Annotated in this window: 17 protein-coding genes and 3 pseudogenes; 6 read left to right on the forward strand and 14 right to left on the reverse strand. The window is 62.5% G+C overall.

Going from position 1 to position 23,559, the window contains the following annotated elements:
• Window positions 1-85: 85 nt before the first annotated feature.
• The 3 genes from ACN9M4_RS09090 to ACN9M4_RS09100 are packed head-to-tail and all read right to left on the reverse strand — an operon-like array spanning window position 86 to window position 3,239.
• Window positions 86-973 (reverse strand): carbohydrate ABC transporter permease, encoded by an 888-nt coding sequence (locus tag ACN9M4_RS09090; RefSeq protein WP_426303195.1) that lies wholly within the window; start codon window positions 971-973, stop codon window positions 86-88.
• Window positions 970-1,917, reverse strand: coding sequence for a carbohydrate ABC transporter permease (locus ACN9M4_RS09095; protein ID WP_426303196.1), 948 nt, complete (start codon window positions 1,915-1,917; stop codon window positions 970-972). The genes ACN9M4_RS09090 and ACN9M4_RS09095 overlap by 4 nt, the downstream gene beginning before the upstream one ends.
• Complete coding sequence (locus tag ACN9M4_RS09100; RefSeq protein WP_426303197.1) at window positions 1,917-3,239, reverse strand: ABC transporter substrate-binding protein; 1,323 nt, start codon at window positions 3,237-3,239, stop codon at window positions 1,917-1,919. Before ACN9M4_RS09100 ends, ACN9M4_RS09095 begins: the two co-directional genes overlap by 1 nt.
• Window positions 3,240-3,744: 505 nt before the next feature.
• On the opposite strand from ACN9M4_RS09100, the pseudogene ACN9M4_RS09105 reads away from it, so the two are divergent.
• The 3 genes and pseudogenes from ACN9M4_RS09105 to ACN9M4_RS09115 all read left to right on the forward strand — a co-directional run.
• Window positions 3,745-3,813, forward strand: a pseudogene (locus ACN9M4_RS09105) (hypothetical protein); the annotation flags it as partial.
• Window positions 3,814-3,825: 12 nt separating this feature from the next.
• Complete coding sequence (locus tag ACN9M4_RS09110) at window positions 3,826-4,743, forward strand: LacI family DNA-binding transcriptional regulator (protein WP_426303438.1); 918 nt, start codon at window positions 3,826-3,828, stop codon at window positions 4,741-4,743.
• 25 nt (window positions 4,744-4,768) lie between these two features.
• Complete coding sequence (locus ACN9M4_RS09115) at window positions 4,769-5,293, forward strand: ATP-binding protein (RefSeq protein WP_426303198.1); 525 nt, start codon at window positions 4,769-4,771, stop codon at window positions 5,291-5,293.
• Window positions 5,294-5,874: 581 nt separating this feature from the next.
• Here ACN9M4_RS09115 and ACN9M4_RS09120 read toward each other — a convergent pair.
• From ACN9M4_RS09120 to ACN9M4_RS09140, 5 genes are all read right to left on the reverse strand, one after another.
• Entirely contained in the window at window positions 5,875-6,096 is a 222-nt protein-coding gene (locus tag ACN9M4_RS09120; protein ID WP_426303199.1) for a hypothetical protein, read from the reverse strand.
• An 853-nt stretch (window positions 6,097-6,949) separates the two neighbouring features.
• Window positions 6,950-8,422: a S8 family serine peptidase gene (locus ACN9M4_RS09125; protein ID WP_426303200.1), complete on the reverse strand. Its 1,473-nt coding sequence runs from the start codon at window positions 8,420-8,422 to the stop codon at window positions 6,950-6,952.
• A 230-nt stretch (window positions 8,423-8,652) separates the two neighbouring features.
• On the reverse strand, window positions 8,653-9,072 hold the full coding sequence (locus ACN9M4_RS09130; RefSeq protein WP_426303201.1) for an STAS/SEC14 domain-containing protein: 420 nt from the start codon (window positions 9,070-9,072) through the stop codon (window positions 8,653-8,655).
• Between the two features lie 1,338 nt (window positions 9,073-10,410).
• Window positions 10,411-10,998, reverse strand: a complete 588-nt coding sequence (locus tag ACN9M4_RS09135) for a TMEM175 family protein (RefSeq protein WP_426303202.1) — start codon at window positions 10,996-10,998, stop codon at window positions 10,411-10,413.
• A gap of 149 nt (window positions 10,999-11,147) precedes the next feature.
• A complete protein-coding gene (locus ACN9M4_RS09140) occupies window positions 11,148-12,743 on the reverse strand; it encodes an ATP-dependent DNA ligase (RefSeq protein ID WP_426303203.1) in 1,596 nt (531 codons plus the stop codon).
• Window positions 12,744-13,466: 723 nt separating this feature from the next.
• Between ACN9M4_RS09140 and ACN9M4_RS09145 the strand changes: the two genes are divergently transcribed.
• The gene (locus ACN9M4_RS09145; protein ID WP_426303204.1) at window positions 13,467-13,784 is read left to right on the forward strand and encodes a DUF6457 domain-containing protein; all 318 of its coding nucleotides are present in this window, start codon (window positions 13,467-13,469) and stop codon (window positions 13,782-13,784) included.
• Window positions 13,785-14,721: 937 nt separating this feature from the next.
• Here ACN9M4_RS09145 and ACN9M4_RS09150 read toward each other — a convergent pair.
• A complete protein-coding gene (locus ACN9M4_RS09150; RefSeq protein WP_426303205.1) occupies window positions 14,722-16,131 on the reverse strand; it encodes an MFS transporter in 1,410 nt (469 codons plus the stop codon).
• 182 nt (window positions 16,132-16,313) lie between these two features.
• Between ACN9M4_RS09150 and ACN9M4_RS09155 the strand changes: the two genes are divergently transcribed.
• Entirely contained in the window at window positions 16,314-16,811 is a 498-nt protein-coding gene (locus ACN9M4_RS09155) for a TetR/AcrR family transcriptional regulator (protein WP_426303206.1), read from the forward strand.
• 346 nt (window positions 16,812-17,157) lie between these two features.
• Window positions 17,158-17,703, forward strand: a pseudogene (locus ACN9M4_RS09160) (amino acid permease); the annotation flags it as partial.
• A 122-nt stretch (window positions 17,704-17,825) separates the two neighbouring features.
• Here the strand turns inward: ACN9M4_RS09160 and ACN9M4_RS09165 are convergent.
• The 5 genes and pseudogenes from ACN9M4_RS09165 to ACN9M4_RS09185 all read right to left on the reverse strand — a co-directional run.
• Window positions 17,826-19,085: an MFS transporter gene (locus ACN9M4_RS09165; RefSeq protein WP_426303207.1), complete on the reverse strand. Its 1,260-nt coding sequence runs from the start codon at window positions 19,083-19,085 to the stop codon at window positions 17,826-17,828.
• A gap of 60 nt (window positions 19,086-19,145) precedes the next feature.
• On the reverse strand, window positions 19,146-20,420 hold the full coding sequence (locus tag ACN9M4_RS09170; RefSeq protein WP_426303208.1) for a dTDP-4-dehydrorhamnose 3,5-epimerase family protein: 1,275 nt from the start codon (window positions 20,418-20,420) through the stop codon (window positions 19,146-19,148).
• A 74-nt stretch (window positions 20,421-20,494) separates the two neighbouring features.
• Window positions 20,495-20,830, reverse strand: coding sequence for a hypothetical protein (locus tag ACN9M4_RS09175; RefSeq protein WP_184737189.1), 336 nt, complete (start codon window positions 20,828-20,830; stop codon window positions 20,495-20,497).
• Window positions 20,831-21,092: 262 nt separating this feature from the next.
• The gene (gene istB / locus ACN9M4_RS09180; RefSeq protein WP_426303209.1) at window positions 21,093-21,908 is read right to left on the reverse strand and encodes an IS21-like element helper ATPase IstB; all 816 of its coding nucleotides are present in this window, start codon (window positions 21,906-21,908) and stop codon (window positions 21,093-21,095) included.
• Window positions 21,905-22,579 (reverse strand): annotated as a pseudogene (locus ACN9M4_RS09185) (IS21 family transposase); the annotation flags it as partial. The gene istB and the pseudogene ACN9M4_RS09185, both read right to left, overlap by 4 nt.
• Window positions 22,580-23,559: the final 980 nt, after the last annotated feature.

Raw genomic sequence — 23,559 nt, forward strand, 5'->3', positions numbered from 1 at the left:
GTGGTCCTTCTCGGGTGTGTGGTCGGCTGCGGGGTTTGTCGCGGGCCGTGGGCGGTGTGGATGCCTTTTCGGTTTTCGCTGTAGCTCAGGACTTGGAGCCGGACAATGCGACACCTTCTACGATCTGGCGTTGCGCGACCGCGAACATGATCAGCATCGGTGCCGCCAACAGGGTCGTGGCGGCCATCAGCGCGGGCCAATCGGAGGTGAACTGGCCCTTGAACTGATTGACCAGCAACGGCAGCGTGAAGTTCTCTGTGCTGTTGAGGAAAATCAGCGGGCTGAAAAAGTTGTTCCACTGGCCCAGGAACGTGAAGATCCCCAGCGCCGTGAGCGGGGTGCGCAGCAGCGGCAGGATGATGGTCACAAACCTTCGGATCCTGCCGGCGCCATCGATCTCGGCGGCTTCCTCCAACTCCACGGGTATGCCCCTGACATACTGACGCAGCAGGAATACCCCGAAGGCATTGAAGAGTGCGGCCGGCACGATGAGCGCGAGGTGGCTGTCCACCCAGCCCAGCCCGCCCATGATGAGGTACAGCGGGATGATCGTGAGCTGGCCAGGGACCATCATGGTGGCCAGGAAGACCATGAACAGCCCACGGCGTCCCCAGAAGTCGATCCGCGCGAACGCGTATGCTGCCATCGCGGAGGTGAGCAGGGAAATCGCAGTGACGGTCAGGGCGATGTAGGTGCTGTTCCAGAACCCCCTGACAAAGTCGGCCCCGCCCAGGGCGGTGCCGTAGCCGTCCACGTTCCAGTCCTGAGGCAGGAGCTTAGGCGGCTGGATGAAGATCTCCCCCAGAGGTTTGAATGAGGAAAACAGCATCCAGGCGAACGGCAGCGCCATGGCTAGCGCGCCGATGATCAGGACCGCGTGCAGCAGCAGGTTGCTACGGACGACCTGTACCGAGCGAGGACCGCTTTTATTAGTCGCGGCCGATCGGGTGACGGTGTCTGGGGAGGTGCTCATTCTGAGTAGTGGACCCATCTCTTTTGGGCCGTCAGCTGGAGTCCGGTGACCGCCAGCAGGGCCAGGAACAGAAGTAGGGCGAGAGCCGATGCCTGCCCGAAGTTGAACTCGTTGAATGCGATCTGGACGACTTCGTACACGATGGTGCGGGATGCGTCCGGAGCTGTAGAGCCGAAGAAGACGTAGATGTAGTCGAACACCTGGAACGAGCCGAGGATCGAGGTGATCGACAGGAACAGGATTGTTGGGGACAGCAGCGGGATCGTGATCCGCTGCAGCTTTTGCCACTCCGAGCAGCCGTCGATCTCGGCGGCCTCCAGACACGAGCGGTCGATGCTCTGCAAGCCGGCCATGAACATCACCAACTGGTAGCCCAGGCCCTGCCAGATCCCGACGATCGCGAAAGAGGGAATGACGAAGTTGGGATCCTGCAGCCAGTTCGGCGCGGGCAGCCCGATGTCGCGCAGGGCGCCGTTGACCGGGCTGATGTCGGGGTTAAACAACCAGAGCCAAATCGCCGCGACCGCCACCGAGGAGGTGATCACCGGGGCAAAAAAGGCCACCCGGTACGCCGGGGTCAGCTTGCCGGCCCGCTGCATCAGCACGGCGAAGAATAAGGCGGTGAGCATCAGTCCCGGCACCTGCAGCACCGTGTACCACAGCGTGTTCACCGCCGAGCGCTGGATGGCCGGGTCTGACAGGACATCCACGAAGTTGGACAGGCCGGCGAAGGAGCGCGTGCCGAACCCGTCCCAGTGATAGAACGCCAGCACCAGGGCGAAGAGCAGCGGGCCCACCATGAACACCACCAGTCCCAGCAGCTGGGGCGTCAGGAACAGGTATCCCGCCACGGTGTCCTTGCGGCGCCGGCGCACGCGGGAGCCGGTGTTCCCGGGCCCTTGTTGTTGTGCACTGGGCGGGGACGAGGGGGCCAGGACTGCCATCAGGAAGCCCCGTTGATCAGCTTAACCAGCTTGCCGCTGAAAGACTTCGGGGTCTCGTTGCCCGCCTTGAACATCTGGTCCACCATCTTCGGGAGCTCGGTGAGGACCTTCGGATTGCTGGCGATCGCCTGGGGAACGGCGTAACCCTTGGCCGCGATGTCATTGAAGAGCTTGCCGTGCGCGGGCAGGTTGTCCTCTGTGACGATCTCGTCCAGGCCCTTGATTGACGGTACCGCGTTGCCGCCGCCGGAGAGGCGGAACTTCTGCCCTTCTGCGTTGACGAAGTTGCCGAGGAACTCCAGTGCCTTGGCCTGATTCTTGGAATTGACGTTGACCGACAGCGCAGCCGTATTGACCGGCACCGGCATGATGTCCTTACCGGACAGGGAGGGGAAGGGAGCCATATCGTAGCCGAACTTGAGCTTCTTGACGTTCGGCAGAATAACGCGGCCGGAAGTGTAGGTCGTGGCCTGACCGGCGTAGAAGAGAGTGTCACCACTCTGTCCCTGCGGGAGGGCCCCGGTGTAGGCGATATTTCCCGACCTAAGCTGCTCGAAAAGCCAAGCCAACGCCTCCTGGGACTTCGCATCGTCGTCGAACACGGCCTTGCCGGACTCGTCGAAGATAGTCCCGCCGAAGGTGCTCATCCAGCCGAACCAGTCGAACCAGCCGCCACCGACCAACAGACCCTTCTTGCCGGTGGCACGGATCTTGTCCAACATGTCCGTCAATGCGTCCTGGGTCCACGTGCCCGCCTCGAAGTGGGCAACCGGGTCGGTGGTGACACCTGCCGCCGCCAGGAGATCCTTGTTGAACCAGAAAACGATCGGGTTGCAGTCCGTCGGCAGCCCGAACAGCCCGGGGCCCCCGTCGGCAGGCCTGCACCATTGGTACAGGCCCTTGTGGAAGTCATCGAGCTTCACCGCGGCGTTTCCACTGTCCAGGTACGGGGTGAGATCGAGCAACTGCTTGGTTTCGATCAGTTTGGCCATGTAGATGTCGCCGACGTAGAAGGCATCCGGAGCAGCCCCGGCAGAGAGCTGCGACAGCAGCTTGGCGAGGTAGTCACCCACAACCTGCTGGTAGGTGACCTGTGCCCCCAGCTTCGTCGTCAGATTCTGGGAGAGCTGAACGAACCGTTCCGACGAGGGCGGCCCGTCCCACCCCGCCCACTTCACTGCGCCGGCGGCGGAACCGCCACCAGCGGAAGCGCCGGTGCAGGCTGCCAGCGAGGGAGCCGCGGCCAAACCTAAACCGGCGAACAAGCCCGCCTTGAGGACACTGCGGCGGCCCATATCCGGGGTAAAGAGGGAGTTGGACATAGTAGTCGTTCCTTTCGAAAGCTTTGAACAGCTGATGACGAACAGCAGGCAGTGCGTGACCGGAGGCACAGCCGGGGGCTGACGGTGAAGAGCCGGGCTGTGGCCAGGCGCATCGTTCGGCGTGATGTGATGGCCGACCGGGGCTGGTCGAGGCCAGGCAACTGGGTGTCCTCTGCGACAGGGCCGATGCCTGAACTCTTGTTTATCGTTAAAACTTGTTGATCGATAAACAGAGACCATAGTGCGCTAAATCACACTCGTCAAGGCCTGTAGGCAGTTTGGGACCTCGAGGGTTGTCGGGAGAGGGGCCCGTAAATATGGATGGAGGCGACCGGCAGTGCCGCAACATCCAGGGGCTTTCATCGCGAGGTCCTTTGACGTGGCGAAGCCTGACAGGCAGTATGGCAACATGGAGTTTAACGTTCAAACACCGGTGGAGGCCGACTCCGGTGGAGGTAGGAACACTCGAAGCCCCCAACCCCGGTCGCCTCGGCCCACAATGGCCATGGTTGCTAAAAGGGTCGGAGTCTCCACGCAGACGGTCTCCTTCGCACTGAGCACCCCCGACAGGCTCAGCCCTGCCACATTGCGCAAGGTCCTGAAGGCGGTCGACGAACTCGGCTATCGACCGAACCATGCTGCCCGCTCACTCCGGACCCGTACGCCACAAGCTGTCGGCTTCCGGGTATTCCCTGCGCATCGTGACGTGGGCGGCATACTCTCCAGCTACCTCTATGAACTCTCGGTAGCCGCGAACGCGGCCGGCTACGGCGTCTTCTGTCACGCGGCCGTGAACTACCAGGAAGAGATCCGGATCATCGAGGAGACCTTCCGCAGGAATACTGTCGACTGCTTCGTCACTACCTGCACGACGTCCGACGATCTGCCAATCCCCCTTTTCCTGCTCGACCGCCACATTCCATTCGTCGTGTTCGGACGCCCCTGGGGCTTGCCCATGTCGGAATGCTGGTGGGTCGACGTTGATGGGGCAGCCGGTCTCGAGCAGGCGGTAAACCATCTGGTCGACATCGGCCACCAACGCATCGCTTACTTAGGCTGGGAGAAATCGATTGGGCTGGCCGAGGACCGAGAGTCCGGCTGGCAGCGCGCCATGAACTCGCATGGTCTGGCCACGAGCGGAATGAACATGCGCGGCCCGGACGACGTCGAGACCGGGCGCCGGCTGGCCGGTGCCCTGCTGGACCGGAAGACACCGCCGACCGCATTCACCTGCGCAAGCGACACCCTTGCAATCGGCGCCTTGCGCGCGTGCCAGGAGAGAGGACTCGAACCAGGCCGCGATATCGGCATCGTCGGCTTCGACGACAGCATCGGCGCCCGGGCCGTCACGCCCGCGCTGACAAGCGTCGCCCAGCCACTGGAAACCGCCGCAAAGCACACCCTCCGCCTGCTGCTCGACCTGCTCAGCGGCTCCGACAGCAAACCCGAGCAGATCCTGCTCCGGCCCTCACTCGTCATACGCGAAAGTACGGTGCCACGATGACGCCAGAGACAGAAAGCAGGGTCCCGTGATCATCTGGCTCAACGGCACCCACGGCGCAGGTAAGACAACGACCAGTGCAATCGTGCAGCAGCTGATTCCGGATTCCCGGGTGTTCGACGCCGAGAAGGTCGGTGAGACACTCATGGACATCACCCCGGGGCTGCCCGCGACGGACAACTTCCAGCATTGGCCACCATGGAGGCCACTCGTGGTCGAGACCGCCCGCCGCGTCCTCGACTTCACCGGCGGCATTTTGGTGATCCCCATGACGGTCCTGGTCGAGCAGTACTGGCGCGAGATCAGTAGGGGCTTCGCCCAACATGCCATTCCGGTCAGGCACTTCGTCCTCCATGCCGACCAGGACACCCTCCGCGGGCGCATCGCGGGGGACACAGTTATCGGCCCCAACTCCCCGTTCCGCCTCAAATACCTTGAGCCCTACGCTGAGGCGGCCCACACGTGGCTGCACGACGAGGCTGAGGTCGTCGACACCACGCACCTCACGCCCGCCCGGGCCGCACTGCAGATAGCAGAAGCCGTTAATGATTGAGCTCCGCCCGCCGGCAGCCGATCCGTTGGAGACCGTTTAGGTAAACATATCCCGACCCTCATCTCTCCGGTGCCGTGCCTACGATGTTGGCTATTCGCCGAACAGCTGCTCTAGGCAGCCAGCAGGAGCTCCGGTCGGGCCGACACATGAGGCAGGAGCTGCGTATCACCGGTTCGGGGTCTTCCGCGTCGTGGCTTGCCCAGTGTTACAGGGCAGCAGGAGAAGGCTAAAGCAGGGTTATGAAACTCACCGCAACGATTCGGCTGAAGGAGACGAAGACCATCGAGGCCGAGGGTGACGATTAGGAAAGGAACCTACAGTTGGCTGGGGAAACGGGCCAAATCCAGCCCGGTCCGCAGATAGTACTTTGAGCTGCCGACTGGCTACTGACCTGCGGAAACGCCCGAATCGTCGGAAGACGGGAGCCGTCGCAGCAAACGCAACTCCCGTTAGTTACACGCCGATAGCCCGCGTTTTGTCGTTCTGGTCGCAGCCCGCTCCCCGCGCGTTCGGGGTGGTTTGGCGCGTCGCGAGGGACGCGGCCGGCTCTGGCGGGCTGGGAGTCTTAGAGGCCGGTCGCGTTACTTGTCGTAGGCGGACGGCGACGATCCAGCGTTGGTCCCAGATGTTGCCATTTCCTTCCACCACGCCTCGCCTGCCATCATCTCCCTGACCTGGCTGTCAGTGAGCTCAGGATGGGCCTCGGCAGTGTGCGCCTTGATGTTTTGGAATAGCTCTTCGTCATCCGCACCGGTGAACTCGATCCTATCGTGCGAGGGATCTACACAGTGGAATCCGCGCATTGCTCCTCCTTCGAACGTTCGCGACTATACAGACGTTTGAATTATGGACCTTGCACGCCGTGGCGATAAGGTCGGCCGGAACGTGCATGGCGGCGAGTTCTTCCGGTGTTTCGTTCACGATGAGTTGTTTCATGGGTTTGCGGACGTGGCGGACGGAATGCCCCGGCTCCGGAGAACTCGGTACCGGATCTTCCTACCGCAATCGGGGTCGTGCGGGCTAGTGCTCCTCGGTCTGCAGTCGTTTCCTTGTGCCTCCCGCGCTGCCAAAAAAGGGGGTGTGCACAATGTGCACACTTTGCCGGCCATACTGGGCCGTAATTCGGTCGGACTGCCCCGGAGGATGTTTTCGGGGGAGGATTCTCGGGCTGTGGAATGCAATTCGAGTCCCACCTCGGGCACAGTGTTTCCGCAGGTCAGCGGGCCGGTTGGTCGCTGAGCGTGGACAGACTGTTGACGGGAGGGCCCCTTCGGGGGCCTTTTTTCGTCTCCGGCTGTGCCTGGCTTTCTTGGGATGCCGAGGGTTTGCGATCTTGCTTCTTCATGGTCGGGCAGGGGTTGTTCTACATGACTTCTGTCTGATCGGCGGTTGGGTTCGGAACCCGGAGACGGTGCGGCAGTGTCATCCTGTCGGCGATAGCTTCCCGGCTCTGGTTCGTCGCCTGTGCGACGAAGGCGACGCCACGGCCGCCGGCTGAAAGAGGCCGGCGTGAACGCGACCGTCAGCTGTTACGAGGGCGCTAACCAGTTCCGGCCCCGCATCGTACGGGAGCTCCTGAAGGGCTTCGTCGGCGTGACGTCGTCCCATGGCCGCATCAGCCTTTCCTTCGTCCTCCTCAGGGACGGGTCGGTGATGTTATGGAAGGATGCGGACCGTGTTGGATCTGGCGGATTCGGGGCTGTTACCGAGCTTGCTGGTTTCGATGATGCTGAAGGAGTAGTAGCTGCCCGCGCGCAGCCCGGTGATCGTGGCGCTGCCGGCGGATGCGGAAATCCGGAAGCTGGCGATCCGGGTAGTGCCGGAGTAGACGGTCACCGTTTGACCGGTCAGGGCAGAGCCGCCGTCGCTGCCTTTGGTCCAGTTCACTTTTGCGGACCGGCTGCCGGCGGTTGCTTTGACATTGGTTGCCGCGGAAGGCTTGGTCGCGGCCGGTGCAGGATCGGTGACAGTTACGGCGCCCACGTAGAGGAGCCGGTTGGGGGTGCCGGCGGCGGCGCCGGTAATGACGCCGGCGGTGGCGGAAGTGTTCAACGCGGAAGCCACCTGGGCGGGCGTCAGCGACGGTGTCCGGGCGAGCAGCACAGCCGCCGCGCCGGCCACATGCGGGGACGCCATTGATGTTCCGGACATGGTGGCGGTGGCCGTGCTGGAGGTGTAGTAGTCCGAGTTGATGGCGACGCCGGGGGCGTAGAGGTCCACGCAGCTTCCATAGTTCGAGAACGACGCCTGCCGGTCCGACGGGTCGCTGGCTGCCACCGTCAGGGCTGCCGCTACCCGTGCGGGGGAACTGGCGCATGCATCGGCGGCGGAGTTGCCGGCCGCGACAGTTGCGGTGACGCCGTCGTTGATGACGTTCTGAAAGGCCGCGTCAAGGGTGGAGCTGGTGCCCCCGCCCAGGCTCAGGTTGACCACGGCTGGGGTGCCCGCGGTGTGGTTCGCTGCCACCCAGTCCAGTCCGGCGATCACGTCCGACATGGAGCCGTTGCCGTCACAGCCCAGGACGCGCACCGGAATCACACTGGCGCCCTTGGCGACGCCGTAGGTGCTGCCGGCGAGGATTCCGGCCACGTGAGTACCGTGCCCGTTGCAGTCCGAGCTGCCCCGTCCGTCGGCGATGGCGGAGTAACCGGCCGCGACGCGGCCGCCGAAGTCGCCGTGGGAGGCCAGGACACCGGTGTCGACTACGTAGGCGCTGACCCCGGCACCGGCGGACGGGGGAGTAAAGGTGGTCGAGAGCGGAAGGGCGCGCTGGTCGGCACGGTCCAGGCCCCAGGGAGCGTTCGCCTGCGTGTCCGTGGCCCGGACCGGCAGGTCCGGCTCAACAGCAACGACGCCGCGGGAACCGGCCAACATCTTGGCCTGTGCCGGGGTGGTGGTCACCACGGCGGCGCGCACCGCCGTCGTAAATGTGCGGCCCACAGTCTTTCCGGAGCTGCGCAGCGACTTTGCTGCGGCGGCAACATCAGTTCCCGGGGCGTAACGGACCAGGTAGCGGGCAGGCTGCTCGGACGCACCTGTCGCTGTGACTGCCGAGGCCGCCGGCGCCAGTGAGCCCAGCGAGAAGGCTGCGAAGACGGTTGCGGCGAAACCGCGGGAGAAGGAGCGCACAATGTACCTTTCAATGCTCCGCTCCCGGGCGGAGCGGCAGGACGTGATGAATACACATTTCCGGTTGACCGGCGCAGGGGCGGCAAGCCGGCGGCTTCCTGGTCCAAGACGCCGGCTCGTGGCCACGGACAAGGAAGCGATGGTCGGGCTAGCTGACTGCAGCGAGCTGCTTGTCCGGCGCCGCGGCCTTCTTCTCGGCCGCAGCCGCCTTCGCCGCAGCTGCATCGGCGTCAGTCGGCCTGGGCGAGCCAGTTGATGGCCTCGTTCCTGGAGGTGAAAAAGCGGCCGGGACACGGTGCGCGGACGCCGAGGAAAAAGCTGGCGACGACCCGGGCTACCGGACCGGACCCGAGCAACGCGATCCGCGAGGCGGCGCATGGTGTGGAGAACATGGATCGGGCATCCAGGCTGAAACCGTCCGCCGTCGCTATGTCGACCAGCATCGGGTGTTCGGCGCCCCGGCAGACTTCGTTGATGCCCACCATGGCTGCAAGGGCATCTGCGACTTCGATGGTGCCTCTGGGCTTCCAGAGGATGTGGACGATTCCATCGTTCCGGAGTTCCACGGTGCCCTTATCGACCTGGGTGATGATGTGCTCCGTGAGCAGGCGCCTTGCGGCTGATTCTGTTCGTGGTTTTGGTTCGGGCATCATCGGAGGCATCGGTTGCGGCGATTGATCGCGTGCTGCTCGCGTCAGAGAAGCATGGGCCGGTTCTTGGGGTGAGGTCATGGGGACACCTCGGGAGCGTTCGGCTGGCCTGTTCGAGGCACTTGCCAGCGCGGTGGAGTGGCACTCGGGATCCGGTCCGGGCTTGATTCGATGTCGAACTGCATCCTTGCCAACCTTCTCCCGCATCGGGGCCTCCTCGTGGGAACGGCAAGGACGGCCGTCCCGAGACCATGTTGACAGGAAGGACGGTCAGCCATGCCGTTTTCGAGGAAATCCTTGGGAAATCCTGTGGAAAGGCCGAAATCCGGCAGGTTGGCGAAGACAAACTCTGGGCTGGACGCTTGGACAGATGTTTGGAGCGTTCGCGGGCCCGGGCCATGACATTGGTCCCGTCATCACCGGTCCTCTTTTCAACGTCCTCTAACCGCGTTCGCTTTTGCCGTAGGTCCGGACCATTCATCCAGTCCTGTACGTCAGTTCTGTGGCGAACTGGGTACCGGACTGGAGATGCCCTGCGGCTTCGTTCCACGTCTCGAACCCTGGAAATTAAAGGCCCCGCGGTCAAGTGGGTCCCGCGAGGGCGCCGTTCGTGAGAGTGATCAAGCCCAGACCACGCATTGATCCGGCCGGTACAGAGGGTTCCATACGCCTGGGTTCCATGCGCCGGGCAGACAGGTGTTCATGCCACGCCGCGGCTTTCCCGGGTGAAAGCTTTCTCCCCATTCCGAAGAGAAGCCAACGCTATTGCCTTGGTCGCGGGGTCCAGGACGGGCGCGGGCTCCACTGAAACAAGCTGTGAGCCCCGCCGCTGCCGGCGTCCAAAAGTCCTCGGCCGTTCGCCGAAACGACCCGGCGGCTTGCTTGGGAGCCGTTCCCGGAAGAAAGACCCGGCCTTCACCTTCCCCCAGAGGTAAGTGAAGACCGGGCGTCTGTCCGCCGTCCCGGCAGACGCCGATAGGGTAACTCTGCAGCCGCAGACGGATCAAGACCCTGCGTTCACTCACAGGTAACGTCCGCGAGGGTGAGGTTTGCGGTTCTGACAGGCCCTGGATATCGCGTCGTAGTACCTCGTGCTTTCTTCGGCGTGCCTGGTTCGTGCTGCCACGCCGACGCTAGACCAGCCCGCTATGCAAGGACGAGCTGGCCTTGACGCTCAGGATCTTGCGGTCGTACTCTGCCATTCGTTGCTCCTAACAACTAAGGTGCCGGTCTTAGGCTGTTCACTTTGCACGAGATCATAGATTTCCTCGCTGCAGCTCGCACTTCGTGGCTCTTGCCCTCCCTATTGCCGATGGCTATGGGCAGTCCCGGGCGGGGTCAGTCCCGGTTAGCCCGGGTGACGAAGTGCTCAACCCGGCGGTCAGGAATTAGCCAGATCAGGGCCACGATGGTGTAGACCGCAACTCCAAGCAGTGGCTGGACTGCGGTCAGCCCAAGGCCTGCGAGGTAAATCAGTGGGGACGTTTTGCCTTTCCAGTCCCGGCCAATTGCCTGTGCGAGGGGGCCGTTCCGGCCCTGTTGGCGGATCAGTGCCTGTTCCAGGATGAAGTAGGCGATCGCGGCGCAGAGCAAGTTGATCCCGTACGTCAGCACCGGGATCTGCACGAATCCGGACTCATCCATCCAGCGAGTGGTGAACGGGACTAGTGAAAGCCAGAACAACAAGTGCAGATTGGCCCAGAGGATCGAGCCGTTGACCCTGCTTGCCAGATGGATCATGTGGTGGTGATTGTTCCAGTAAATTCCCACGTAGACGAAGCTGAGCAGGTAGCTGAGGACCGTGGGCAGGACGGAGCCTAAACCATGCCAGGTCGGTTCGTCTGGTACATGGAGTTCCAGCACCATGATTGTGATGATGATGGCGAGCACACCATCACTGAACGCCTCCAGACGGTTCTTGTTCACCGGCCTCCCTCCATCAAACCAACATCCTGATCAAGGCTCCTCAGCCATGGCCCGGAGAGCCCGGCACACGACAATCATCGGGCTAATCAAGACCTTCGCCACTAAAAGGATCTGAAGCTCGTGCAGGTTGCACGGAAAACGCTAAACCATCAATCTTGCAGGAGTGGGTCATCTCTTCCCGAATCTGGCTCCGCCGGTGCGGGCGATACCTTACTGCCCACTGGTGTACGGAGCAGGGCGCGCAACGCCTGGATGGTGTCGGCCTCCGCGGCAGTCTTGTCGTCACGGTAGCGCTTGACGCGTGCGAAACGAAGGGCGATTCCACCCGGATAGCGGGGAGAGTGCTGGACGCCGTCGATGGCGATCTCGACCACGGTGATCGGCTCAGTCCACACCGTGCCCGCCGTACGCCGCACCTCCAACTCCTGGAACTTTTCAGTCTGCCACTGCAGCAGCGCGTCGGTGAGGCCTTTGAAAGTCTTGCCCACCATCACGTAACCGCCGGGTTCGCCGAACTCGCCAACGGGGTCCAGAGCTCCGAGGTGCAGGTTCGACAGCAGGCCAGCGCGCCGTCCTGACCCCCATTCGCAGGCGAGCACCACCAGGTCGTAGGTGAGCACCGGCTTCACCTTGATCCAGTTCGAACCCCGCCGCCCGGCGGCGTAGGCCGAGCCCAGCGCCTTCACGACCACACCCTCATGGCCGGCGGCCAGTGCATCGCGCGATACGCTCTCGGCAACAGCCGCATCCGCGGTGATTTTCCCCGGGATGCGGTGACCGGGGGCGATGCGCTCGAGCACGCCGATGCGTGTGGCCAGCGGCTCATCGAGCAGGTCGCGCCCGTCGACGTGCAGCACGTCGAAAAACCACGGATGCAGCAGTGTGGTGCGCGCCTCGTTCGCCCCGAACCGGGACATGGTCTCCTGGAACGGCCGGGGCCCGCCGTCCTCGTCGAGGGCCAGGGTCTCGCCGTCGAGGATCACATCCCGCACGGGCAGGCCGCGCACCACCTCCACCACCTCAGGCAGCCGATGGGTCACTTCGGCCAGGGTGCGGGTGTAGATGTGCACGTCTTCGCCGGCACGGTGCACCTGGATGCGTGCGCCGTCGAGCTTGTATTCCACCGACGCTTCCCCCGTCGCCTTCAGCGCCTCGCCGGCGCTGGCCGCGGTTGCGGCGAGCATGGGCTGCACGGGACGCCCGACGACGAGGCCGACTGCGTCAAGCTGGGCCGCGGTGCCCGTGATCGCCAGCAGGGCGGTCCCGCCGAGATCGCCGGTGAGCATCGCTGCGCGGCGTACGGCCTCGACCGGCCGCCCGGCGGCGCGGGCAACCGCATCGGTCAGTACGCCTTCGAGTGCACCGGTGCGAAGTTCTCCGAGCAGCACGCCGGTGATGAAGGCCTGCTCTCGTTCGGTGGCTTCGGCCATGAGGGTCCGTAGGGTCGCGGCGCGTTCCACGGTCGAGCCAGCGCCTGCGGCTGCCAGCAGCCGGTCCAACGCGACGTCGAGGTGGGCGATAGTGAGATTCGGCTCAGGAGCGGGTTCGCCCTTGGCCGCCCTCATGCCGCTCCAGCCGATCCCGACCCGGCCCTGGCGAGGCTTGGCGGTGAGCAAGCCGACCGCCGTCGGGATGTCCGCGGGGTCGAGCCGGAGCAGCAGGCCTGCCAGTTCGTTGATCTTGGCGACCCGGGAGCGGGTGGCCGCGACGGCTTCCGAGGTCCTCACGAGCTCATCGAGCAGCATGGCACCAGTCTGTCACGCCCGCTGTCTGTGGACAGCGAATAAGCCCTGTTCCGGAAGCGGCGCGTGGGAATGATCGCCGCCAGTCTCATGGAGTGCCCTGAAGTGTTCTACGGCTGGGAACGGCTCGTAGATGCAACAGCGCTTACCGTTGCCCGTACTCGACAGAACCGGAAACCTTCGGTGTAGTGCTCAACGGTGTCCCATTCGACCGGGAGCAGGTGGAGATTCGGCTCGAGCGAACTGGGAAAGGGGCTGGCCGCGGAAGCAAGGCCTTCAGCTGATGAGCGGGCGAGCTTCGCGAAAGGCAGCCTCGAATTCCGTCTTCTTTCGGGACAACGCCTGAAGTTGGCTCGGTCGGTTTAGTCGCTTTTTTTGGAGCAAAGTTGCAGACAGATTGTGGGCGATGAGTCACACGTACATGCCGTCATGGGCGGTATCGCCCTCCGTCTCTAGCGGGAGCAGGGCGACCGGTCCAATGAGGCCCGGCCAGGGCCGCGACCCATTTTGGTTCACAGGTTGGTCGTCTGGTCCCACGTTAAGATGGCCAGCAAACCTCGCCGCAGAGGGCTGCGCGACCTACTTCATAAGGCGCTAATCGATAGCCAGCGGGCGAACGGTTCCGTCCCCGGCCAATTTGCCGGCAACCCACTGACTTGCGGGGGAATGCCTTGTATTCTCGTGGCACCACCCCCGACCGCTCGAGACTTTCGGCAAGGAGAAATCATGCCCAGCGACGAAGAAGCACAGGTTCTGTCCCAATGGAGTCAGGAACTGGCGAGGGCGCTGCAAATCTTGGACCTTGACGTTGACCAGGAGCTGGTCCTGGATCTGGCCAGGAAATCTGCAGACTCCGTGATCCATGCAGCAGCGCCGGTGACGGCTTTCATGGTCGGTTACGCCGCCGGGCTTGAAGCGGGGAAAGGAAGCCGGGGTTCGGACGTTTCACCTGCAGTGGCGACTAACAGGGCGGCAAGCGTCGCCTTCAAGCTCTGTTCTGACCGGGCGGAAGGAAAGGGCTCGGACCCGACAACTCAGTCGTAAAGTCGAGGACCCTCGACCGTGGTCTTTGGCACAAAAAGGGGGCCGTGCAGAATGTGCACACCGTGCCTGTCGGAATGGTCCGTACTGCCGCCGGATTGGCCCGATTTGGGGATGTTTTCGGGGGAGTGGTGGATTCTCGGGGGCTGGAATGCAATTCGAGCCCCATCTCGGGTACGTGTTTTCCCAGCTCAGAGTCCCTTTTGGGGTTCTGAGTGTGGACAGGTTGTTCACCGATGAGCCCCTTCGGGGGCCTTTTTCGTTTCCGGGTGCCTCGCTTTCTTCGGGTGTTTGCTGGCTCCGTGGTCTTACTACTTCATGATGCGGTAGGTCACTTCTGCATGACTTTGAGTGTGATTGATGGTTGTCGTTCGCGTCCGGAAGTCGGTATTACCGCTCCAGGCTGTCGGCGATTGCTCCGGGGTGTCCGTGAGGTTCGGCGTCGTTCTGTTAGCAGAGCCAACGCCGGGTTGAGGGGCCGGAGTGCAACTTGGGATACCGGGAGCGGTCCAAAACTTCGCGAGGGAACAAGCGACGCAGTAGTTCCGAGCGAAGTTTTGGAGTGCGAGCGGCGCGCAGACCGGCATAAGCCGATGCGGACGATCGATACACCCGCGTCTCGGAGATCCCGGCGTGCCTCGTTCGTCGCATTGGGTGAAGACCAGGCGCTCGGCCGCCCGGGAAACACCGACGAAGAAGTCATGGTGGACTCGACGGTGTCTCGTGCGTGCGCCCATCACTGGCCCCTGTCGAGACCAATGAAGAAAACGGTGGTACTCCAGGCCCTTTCGCCGGTGGACTGTCAACAGAACAGCGTCTTTGTCGAAGAATGCGTCTGAGACCAAGGTCCAGGAATCTACCCGCCGAAGCGCCTCGGCCAGCCGAACCTTGAAGGCCGCGAGGCTTCGCCCGCAAAGTCCGCGTAACCTCTGGCGTCAGCTCATGCAACCTTCCGAGGTCTGATGACCAGCCCCGCGACGGCCACCAGCGCGAGGGCGGAGAGAACGGTCGCCGACCAGAACCCGGCCCGTCCTCCGGTCAGGAAGTCGCCAGGGATAGCGAAGGCTGCATAGATCGAAGCCACGATGGCCAGTCCGACGGCGCCGCCAAGTTGCTGCATTGTCTGGAAAAGCCCGGAGGCGGACCCCGCGTGCTCGGGTTCGACGTTGCGTAGGGCGAGCGTCGTGAGCGGCATGAACGTCATGCCGGCTGAGATTCCGGTAGCCAGAAGGGCAAGGATGACAAGGACGAAAGGTGTGTCCGCACTCAGCTGCGTGAGCGGCAGGAAGGCGACGACGCGAAGTGCGGCGCCGAGGATGACGAGGCGGATCGCGCCTAGGCGCTCGACCAGTCGCGGGATGATCCGCGACATAGCGAAGATGCTCAGGGGCATCGGCAGGAACGCGAGCCCGGTCACCAATGGAGTGAGGTGCAGGTCGTCTTCGAGGTACTGGACCATCAGGAAGAACATCGCCAGCATCCCGCCATAGGTGGCCGCCATCGCCGCCAGCGCCGACAGTCTGCTCGGGCTGCGGAGCAGTTGCGGGCGAAGCAAGGGGTGGGCCACCCTCCGCTCTGTGAACGCAAGCACGGCTATCAGCGCTGCGCCGACCAGGAGGCCGCCGATCGTGCGGGGGCTGGACCAGCCGACGTCGCCCGCTTGGATGAGGGCCCATACGATGGCGACGGCGCCGCCGGTTGCGGTCACCGCTCCGAGGATGTCGAAGCGCCCGGGCCGCCGGGGCGTTTCGGCCACGAGGCGCGGCACCGCAATGAGGACAACGACGCCGATCGGCACGTTGATGAAGAGAGTCCATCGCCAGTTGGCCGTGTCGGTGAGCAGCCCGCCGAGGATGAGCCCAAGGGCGCCGCCCATCGAGGCGATGGCAGAGAACAGGGCGAGCGCCCGGTTCCGCGCGCCCTCGTCCCGAGCGCTCGTGGTGATGAGCGCGAGCACGCTCGGCGCGGCTAACGCAGCGCCGAGGCCTTGGAGCGCCCGTGCGATGACGAGGAGAAGGGGCGAGGTGGCCAGCCCGCCGAGCAGTGAGAAGACCGTGAAAGCTGCGACGCCCACGAGGAAGGTGCGCCGACGGCCGAAGACGTCTCCGATCCGTCCACCGAGCAACAAGAGGCCACCGAAGGCGAGGGCGTAGCCGTTCAAGACCCAGCTGAGTTCGGCGCGGTCGAAGTGGAGATCGGTAGCGATGTGGGGAAGTGCGACGTTCACGACGGTCGCGTCGAGGACAAGCATGAGTTGGGCAAGCATGACCAACCAGAGGCCAATGCTGCCGGCGCGGCGGCTGGATGGCGCGATCCCGGCGACCGCACGTGTGGCGGTTGTGATTGTCATGGGGAGGTGTCCTGTTCTAGCCGAATGGCTGACGTAGACTAAGAGGAGAGAAGCTCCGCTTAGAACTATACGGAGATACTCTCCGCTTTGCAACGGTGTGTTTTGCATTGGTTTATCGAGAGGTGTTTTCTGTGCGCGCTGACGCTCAACGCAACCGCGATCGGATCGTGGAGGTTGCGCGTATGCTCTTCCGAGCCAAAGGCTTCGACGCCGTTTCGATGGACGAGGTCGCCAAAGGTGCCGGTGTTGGCCCCGGCACGCTCTACCGGCACTTCACAACCAAAGAGTCGCTATACGACGCGGTCCTCGAGGCCTGGGCGGAGAAGGTCAACACGGCTGTCGACCAGGCGCTTTCCCTCGACGCCCCCGCGCGGGAGCAGTTGTTGAAATGGCTGACGGACTTTGCGGCGATGCTGACCGAACACAAGGGTGCGGCCGCGCGGATCACCGCTGCGCTCGGCGACCCTGGTTCGCCGTTTGCCGCGAAGTGCCAGACCTACCTCGGCGCTAACCAGCGCGTAATCGACGCGTTGGACTCGGCCCTGCGCCCCGGGGTCGAGGCAATGCAAATCAGCCGGCTTGTCGGCGGCGTGGCTGCAGTCGCAGACAACAGCGATCTTCCGGCCGACTCAGTAGCATCGATGCTCTCGATCATCGTTGACGGACTGCTCGCTGCCTGACGGCTTCAGATTTGGCTAGTCGACTATCGCATGCGCGTGTCGCCTGTCTACGGATGCAGGGATGCGATATCAGATCGGCAGGGACACCACCCGACAGGCCTTGTCGGACCCTGTCCCGATTTATTGAGTTTCTGGGTCGTTGGTTCTGGGCGTCGTTCGGGATAGGGGACCAGCCGCTGGGCTGAGAGGCTGGAGTGCAACTTGGGGGACCGGTCCTGGTCCCAGAGTTCGTGAGGACGGAAGCGACGTTAGGGCGCCGAGCGAAGTTTTTTGACCCAGGGACGGCGCGCTAGTGCCTGGTTGCGCGAAGGGCCCGCCCAGCGATCATGGGAGACATCAGAACGACAGCAGTGACAGCAAGGGCGAGAGCCCGTTCGTGACCTTCTTCAGCTCCATCGGCGTCGAAGGCGTTGACACCATCATGAACCTCGTCGTCCTGACCGCCGCGCTCTCATCGCTGAACGCCGGCCTGTACTCTACCGGACGTATCCTGCGCTCGATGGCAGCAGCAGGCTCCGCGCCCAAGTTCTCCCTGCGCATGAACAAATCCGGCGTACCCTACGGTGGCATCGTCGTCAACGCAGTCGTGGCATTCCTCGGCGTGCCCCTGAACTACGGCGTCCCCGGAGATGCTTTCGAAATCGTCCCCAGCGTTGCCGCCGTCGCCATGATCTCCACTTGGGGCACGATCATTCTCTGCCAGATCCAACTTCAGCGAAGGGCCAACCGTGGCTGGGTCAAACGCCCATCGTTCCGCATGCCCGGCGCCCCCTTCACGGGTTACTTCACCTTGGCGTTCCTCATCTGGGTCCTGGTCATGATCCTCATCGACTCACCGTGGACGCTGGTGACTTCGCCCTGTGGGCTCTGCGTCGTCAGCTCTACTTCATGATCCATGGCTCCAAGTACGCCCATTTGAATATGTCAACCATATTTGGCCCCAGTAGGACGGTTACTTCTGGCCCCACTCTGGAATCCCTGAGTTCACCGGATATCGGTATGTCGGGAGACGCGTTAGTCCATCATTTCAGGGGCCAGCTCTTGACGTGGGATTCGTCGACCTTCTGCCCTTTGGCTTTTTGCACGGAGTACCAGTGTGAGCATGCCAAATCCGCTGACCAAGGGGACAAGAGCCGCAACTGAGAGGGTTGGACCGGCTCCCCACCGACTGACGACGGTGCCAGCAACTGCAGCTCCAAGTGGTGTCAAGGCCAGAGATGCGACCCAGTCGATGCTGATGACGCGAGCCAGGAGGCGGTCAGGGACGGTTGATTGGATGTACGTTGACCAGTAGATGTTTCCGATCGCCATGAGTCCCGCAGCCATTGCGTAGGAAATTATGAAAGCCCAAGCGCTCGGCAGCAGAACCGCCAGCATGAGTATTCCGGATCCCAGGCCCCACGCTGCAATCATCCAGGCAACGTATTTGTTCGGGAGCGGCAAAGCCCCCACGATAACGACAACAACTGCTGAAATGACAGCGCCGATTGAAAGAGCAATACCGTAGAGCGCTGCGCCGCCGTCCTGTATGTCCGTAATCCAAGTGGTTGCTGCAACTGGCTTGGCGCCGACCTGGAGCATGATGAATATTGAGACCCATACCAGCAGGGCGACGAACAGTGGAGTCCCCTTTAGGTAGCGGAGCACTGAAGCCCAGTTGCTGTTCTCAGGAGCCTCTTGTTGACAGTCTTCTGTAACTGAGGGAAGCAGCTGGATTCGGCGTGCAATTATTGCCCCGAAGAAACATAGCAAAGCCGACAGCGCGAACGTCCAGGTTCCCATGCCCATCGTTACAAGCGCGCCTCCGAGCAAAGGGCCAAGGATGCCTTGGCCGATGCGCTGGCTGAGGCTATCCATCGAGTTTGCCTTATGGAGGTCCTCCTTTGAGACCAGTCTTGGTGTCATGGCATCTGAAGCGGGGCCATAGACTGCGGTTGATGCGCCAAAGAGAAACAGGCCTGCCCCGATAGCCCAGATTCCGAGACCTGTTCCGAGCGAGAAACAGATGCCGGCCAGGGCCAGTCCTGCTGCCCAATAGGACCAGGAGATAACCCTCTGTCGAGGGAACCTGTCCGCAATCGTCGCGCCTGGAAATGCCATAACAAGTACGCCTGCAGTCTGCAAAGCAAGGCAGAAGCCAACCGCTGCTGGGTCACCTGTGCTCTGGAGCAAAACAAACGGAACGGTTACTGCGACCAGCCCCTCGGCGAAGTTTCCCGCCGTGAAGGAGACGAAGAAGGACCGGTACTTTGGATGCGAAAGTAGGCGGAGCAAGTGCTTTCCTCTGCTCACTAGGCGGCGGGTGGCGCTGTTACTGCGCCACCCGCCTTATTGTTAATTGCTAGCCGAAGTAACTCTCTTGCGCAGAGCCACTCTCAACTTCTCTCCGTTCGGGCCATCAATGAGCATGATCGCGGGTGTCGTGTGCATTGGTGGCGTCTGCTGCAGCACTTCTTGGTCCGCCACTTGTTGGGCATAAAAGGCTGCAGGCGCTTTTTTGGTGTTGGCCTTGAGTCGAGGAACCTCGGGATTCGACCGCGGCCAGTCGATTACATCGTTTCCCGGACGGTAATCGCTTTCATCCTCTTCGGGCAGGAATACGGCAGCCCTGTTGATGGTGAAGACGTTTTCGAGGTTACTCAGGGCGTGTCCAACACCGGCAGGGATTTTCAAGTAACGCGTAGCATCCGGTTGGAAGTCGACTGTGAATCGAGCGCCTTGAGTGGGCGAGGAAGCTCGCGTGTCCATGAATTCAACGGAAACCGTTTGGTTTGGAGGTCCCGCGAACAGTAGATGGTCTTCCTGTCCCAGATGGATGCCAAACGCATCGTGGGTGTATCCCGTCTCACCGTGATCAATGAAGTAGAGAGGATACGGCTCCAGAAGTGGGACAAAGCCTGACTCAGGGCCACTGGAAACGTAAGGAAGGTTTACCCAGCCGAGACCATCAATACCCGCGATGGGCTCCCACTCCGGACGGTCCTTCTTCGTTGAGCGCTTTAGCAGCGCGATCCGATGTGCCTCACCATCTTCAAAGTGAACATCCTTCGTTACTGGATACTCGTGCGACAGTAGCGGGATCATCACACGCTGCTGCAAAGCAACCAGGCCATACCACTTATCCCCGGCAGGAAGCGGGTTCGGGACAAAAGCTGGGACGGAATCCGGATCAACGTCTGAGCGCACGTTGATGACGTCACCCTTTGGCTTCCAATCAGAAGTTGCCCAGTCATCAAGGGCGGGCAAGTAGAGCTCGTACGTGTTGAGGGTGAAGACATTTTCCAGGCCATCGAAGTCATGGCCTACACCTCGAGGGATCACAAGCGCGCGGGCACTCGAAGGCGAGAATTCAAAGTCATCACGCTGACCAAAAGTCGGGCTGCCTTCGCGGCAGTCGATGAAGTGTCCGGTGATTGTCTGCGTGCTAGGTCCGAGAAAGGTCAGGATGTCGTCTTGACCGAGATGCACGCCATACTGGCGGTAAGAAAACTCGCTGGTCCCATGAAAAACAAGTTGTGCCGAGCGCAACCTGGGAAATGGGACCACGAAACTGTCCGGCCCGTTCTCAACACGCCAATTGTCCCGCCATTCAAGGCCTTCAATATTCACAGTAATCTCTCTCGTTGCTGTTAAGTATGACGGACACCCCTCCTCGGGGTGCCCGTCACGCTCCGGATCAATGCTTAGACAAGAACTTCGATGTCGTATCCGGCTTTGTCAGCGGCTGCCTTAAGATCGGCGAGCGACGTGGTCGGGAACTCCTCAAAGATCTGTTCCACGATCGCGGCCTTGATTCCGGCCATCGACGCCGCAATGCGCTCAGCCTGATCCGCGTTCTCGAACTTGTTGAACGCCAGGTTGGCAAGCAGGCTTTGAAGGGCTTCATCTCCACTCGCGTGGGCTTCCCGAAGCTTCTGGAGAGTCTCGTCATCAATCGAATCCCAGTTCGCATCAAGCTCGACGCCCTCAGCGTAAAGCGACTCGATGAGTTCCCGAGCGCTGTTTTCGGTGTTGCTCAATGTTCCTCCAGGGTTGGTTCCTACAGTGAGTTCCGGCTCCGACTACGCGACTGCCAGCACGAGAACGAACCTAATGAAGGAAGCGACATTAAACAAGCAGGTTGACCGGTTTTGTATGTGACTTCTTGATCCTTCGAATCTGCGGTATCCATCCGAGAATTGCCCCGTGATCGAGGTGGCAAACACTATGGAAAGTCTGCCGGTGTTTCGGAAACTGGAGGCGGATCCAAGTACCTCGCCGCGGGCGGGGAACCGTTGTCGGTTATGCGGTTTGTTGGTTGAGGGTGTGGGCGAGGCGGTAGGAGTCGGTGCCGGTTTCGATGATGGTGCCGTTGAAGGTGAGCCGGTCCACGATCGCGGCGCAGAGCCTGGGGTCGGTGAAGGTCTTCGTCCACCCGGAGAAGGATTCGTTGGAGGCGATGGCGATGGAGTTCTTTTCCTCGCGTTCGGTGAGGACCTGGAAGAGGAGTTCTGCGCCGCGGCGGTCCAGTTCCATGTAGCCGAGTTCGTCGATGCAGAGCAGGTCGACCCGGCCGTAACGGGCGATGGTTTTGGCCAGGACTTTCTCATCAGCGGCTTCGACCAACTCGTTCACGAGCCGGGTGGCGAGGGTGTATTTGACCCGGAAGCCTTTCTCCGCGGCCGCGGTCCCCAACCCGATGAGCAGGTGGGACTTACCGGTGCCCGAGTCTCCGATCAGGCACAGGGGCGCGCCTTTGCGGATCCAGTCCCCGGTCGCGAGGGTATGGATCGTGGCCGGGTTGATGTTCGGATTCGCGTCAAAATCGAAGTCCCCGAGCCATTTGTCCCGGGGGAAGTTCGCGGCTTTGACCCTGCGGATGGAGGAGCGGCGGTCTTGGTCATCACATTCGGCCAGCAGCAGCTCGGCCAGGAACCCCTGGTAGGAGAGCTGTTCCTTCCCTGCGACGGTCAGGGCCTCGTCCAGGACCGCCCGGACGGCGGGCAGTCGCAGGCGTCTGCAGGCCTGGTCCACGGCGGCGACGGCTGCTTGTTCGGTCAGTCCGCGTCGGCGGCGCAGGGTCGGGGTGATCGTGGTCGCGGGTGGGGTGGGGCTCATGAGATGTTCTCCTTCGACGCAGGAACAGCAGAAACAACACTGGCGGGGTTGGTGGTGCGTTTGGCGAGCAGTTCGTCATAGCCGGCCACCGAGGGCAGGGGCCGCTTGTCCGGTGGCAGGCCGGCGATCACCGCGGCAGGGTCAGCCAGGCGGCGCTGGGTAAGACTGACAACGCGGTGCTCGACAACTTTCGCTTTCGCACCGGGATGACGGTCTGAAATGGACCCACCCTCCAGGCTTTCCGCGGCGTGACGGCGGGCCTCAACCGCGACAACATCAGCACCTACGGCACCGACGCCCAAGGCCGCGGTGATTCCGGCTTCGACGTCGGCGGCGTCCATGAATCGGTGCAGGAGCAGCACATCGATCAGTTCACGGGTGCCGTCCGCGTCGCCGTTGACCTTCCGCGATGCGGCCCAGAACGCCTCATGGGCGGACGTGAATACACCGGTTTCCCGGGCCCGCGCCAACGCAGTCGACCCCGGGAGCACGCCGGGTTTGGCTTTCAGGACTTCCAGGTAATGGTCCAGCTGGACCGAGTGGCCGGTCCTGGCGGCAATGCGCTGGTGCCGGGCCACGACCGTGTTCCCGTCAAAAACCAACAGTTCCGAGGCCCGCAAAGATACCCGGTGGGAGGAAATCTTCAGTTCTGCTGGATGGGTTTGCCTGGCCGGGCTGGTCATGTCGTGCACTGCCAGACCAGCAATGGACGGTGGGAGGATCATTGGCGGAGAGAGGCAAGTCGATGCACTTGGTTCCAGGATTTTCGTTCGAAGGCTAAGTCCGTCGTTATTCGACGCCAAATATTCGGATCGCAGCGGCTGCGGCGGTCGACGTTGCCCTGCTTTCGGAGGGGTCGTCGGAGTCAAAGCGAGGGTGTGTGCACATTGTGCACACCGTGCCTGTCGGAATGGTCCGTACTGCCGCCGGATTGGCCCGATTTGGGGATGTTTTCGGGGGAGTGGTGGATTCTCGGGGGCTGGAATGCAATTCGAGTCCCACCTCGGGCACAGTGTTTCCGCAGGCAGGGGCCTGTTGGCCGCTGAGTGTGGACAGAATTTTCACGGAAGGGGCCCCTTCGGGGCCTTTTTTCGTTGGCGGGTGCCTCGCCTTTTGGGTTGATGGCGGGTTCTGTGGTCTTATTCCTCCCCATGGTCATTGCGAGTAACGGCCTGATCGGTGAAATGTGGTCAGGCCGAGAGGCCCGCGAGGGAGTCTTTGGCTGCCGCGGTGGCGGCTTCGGCGGTGATGCCGAACTCCCTGAAGAGGCGCTGACGGAGACGCGGGCCGTCACGGCTGCCGGGAGGATGGTTTCGCGGTAGGACGGGTCCTGCTTCTTGAACCATGCGAGGGCACGCCCATCAGCGCGCCGGGGCCCGAGCAACGCGCGGGTGCGTCCGTGCAGGGAGATGCCGTTCACGATCGACGCGGCAGCGTGCTCGCGGGTGCCGAAGTGCAGGACCCGGCCGTAGGGGTTGCCGGTCCAGGCGTCGGTGGAACGGGAGGCCGCGATGAAGGACGGGGCGGTCTACGGGCAGCACCCGGGGCTGCGCCGCCGTCTGGAAGCCAGAGGATTGCACTACGTGCGGGCCGTGTCCACGAATCAAAACATCTTCGCCCCCCGCCATCGGGATCGGCGAACAGTGGCGCG

Source organism: Arthrobacter sp. R-11 (genome assembly GCF_049913155.1).
Lineage (GTDB): Bacteria > Actinomycetota > Actinomycetes > Actinomycetales > Micrococcaceae > Arthrobacter.

Bases quoted from the DNA above. Each gene is read 5' to 3' on its own strand.
- ACN9M4_RS09095 (WP_426303196.1), bottom strand. From the start codon at position 1,917: ATGGCAGTCCTGGCCCCCTCGTCCCCGCCCAGTGCACAACAACAAGGG.
- ACN9M4_RS09140 (WP_426303203.1), bottom strand. From the start codon at position 12,743: ATGCTGCTCGATGAGCTCGTGAGGACCTCGGAAGCCGTCGCGGCCACC.
- ACN9M4_RS09090 (WP_426303195.1), bottom strand. From the start codon at position 973: ATGAGCACCTCCCCAGACACCGTCACCCGATCGGCCGCGACTAATAAA.
- istB (WP_426303209.1), bottom strand. From the start codon at position 21,908: ATGAGCCCCACCCCACCCGCGACCACGATCACCCCGACCCTGCGCCGC.
- ACN9M4_RS09150 (WP_426303205.1), bottom strand. From the start codon at position 16,131: ATGACAATCACAACCGCCACACGTGCGGTCGCCGGGATCGCGCCATCC.
- ACN9M4_RS09155 (WP_426303206.1), top strand. From the start codon at position 16,314: ATGCTCTTCCGAGCCAAAGGCTTCGACGCCGTTTCGATGGACGAGGTC.
- ACN9M4_RS09120 (WP_426303199.1), bottom strand. From the start codon at position 6,096: ATGCGCGGATTCCACTGTGTAGATCCCTCGCACGATAGGATCGAGTTC.
- ACN9M4_RS09100 (WP_426303197.1), bottom strand. From the start codon at position 3,239: ATGTCCAACTCCCTCTTTACCCCGGATATGGGCCGCCGCAGTGTCCTC.
- ACN9M4_RS09130 (WP_426303201.1), bottom strand. From the start codon at position 9,072: ATGCCCGAACCAAAACCACGAACAGAATCAGCCGCAAGGCGCCTGCTC.
- ACN9M4_RS09145 (WP_426303204.1), top strand. From the start codon at position 13,467: ATGCCCAGCGACGAAGAAGCACAGGTTCTGTCCCAATGGAGTCAGGAA.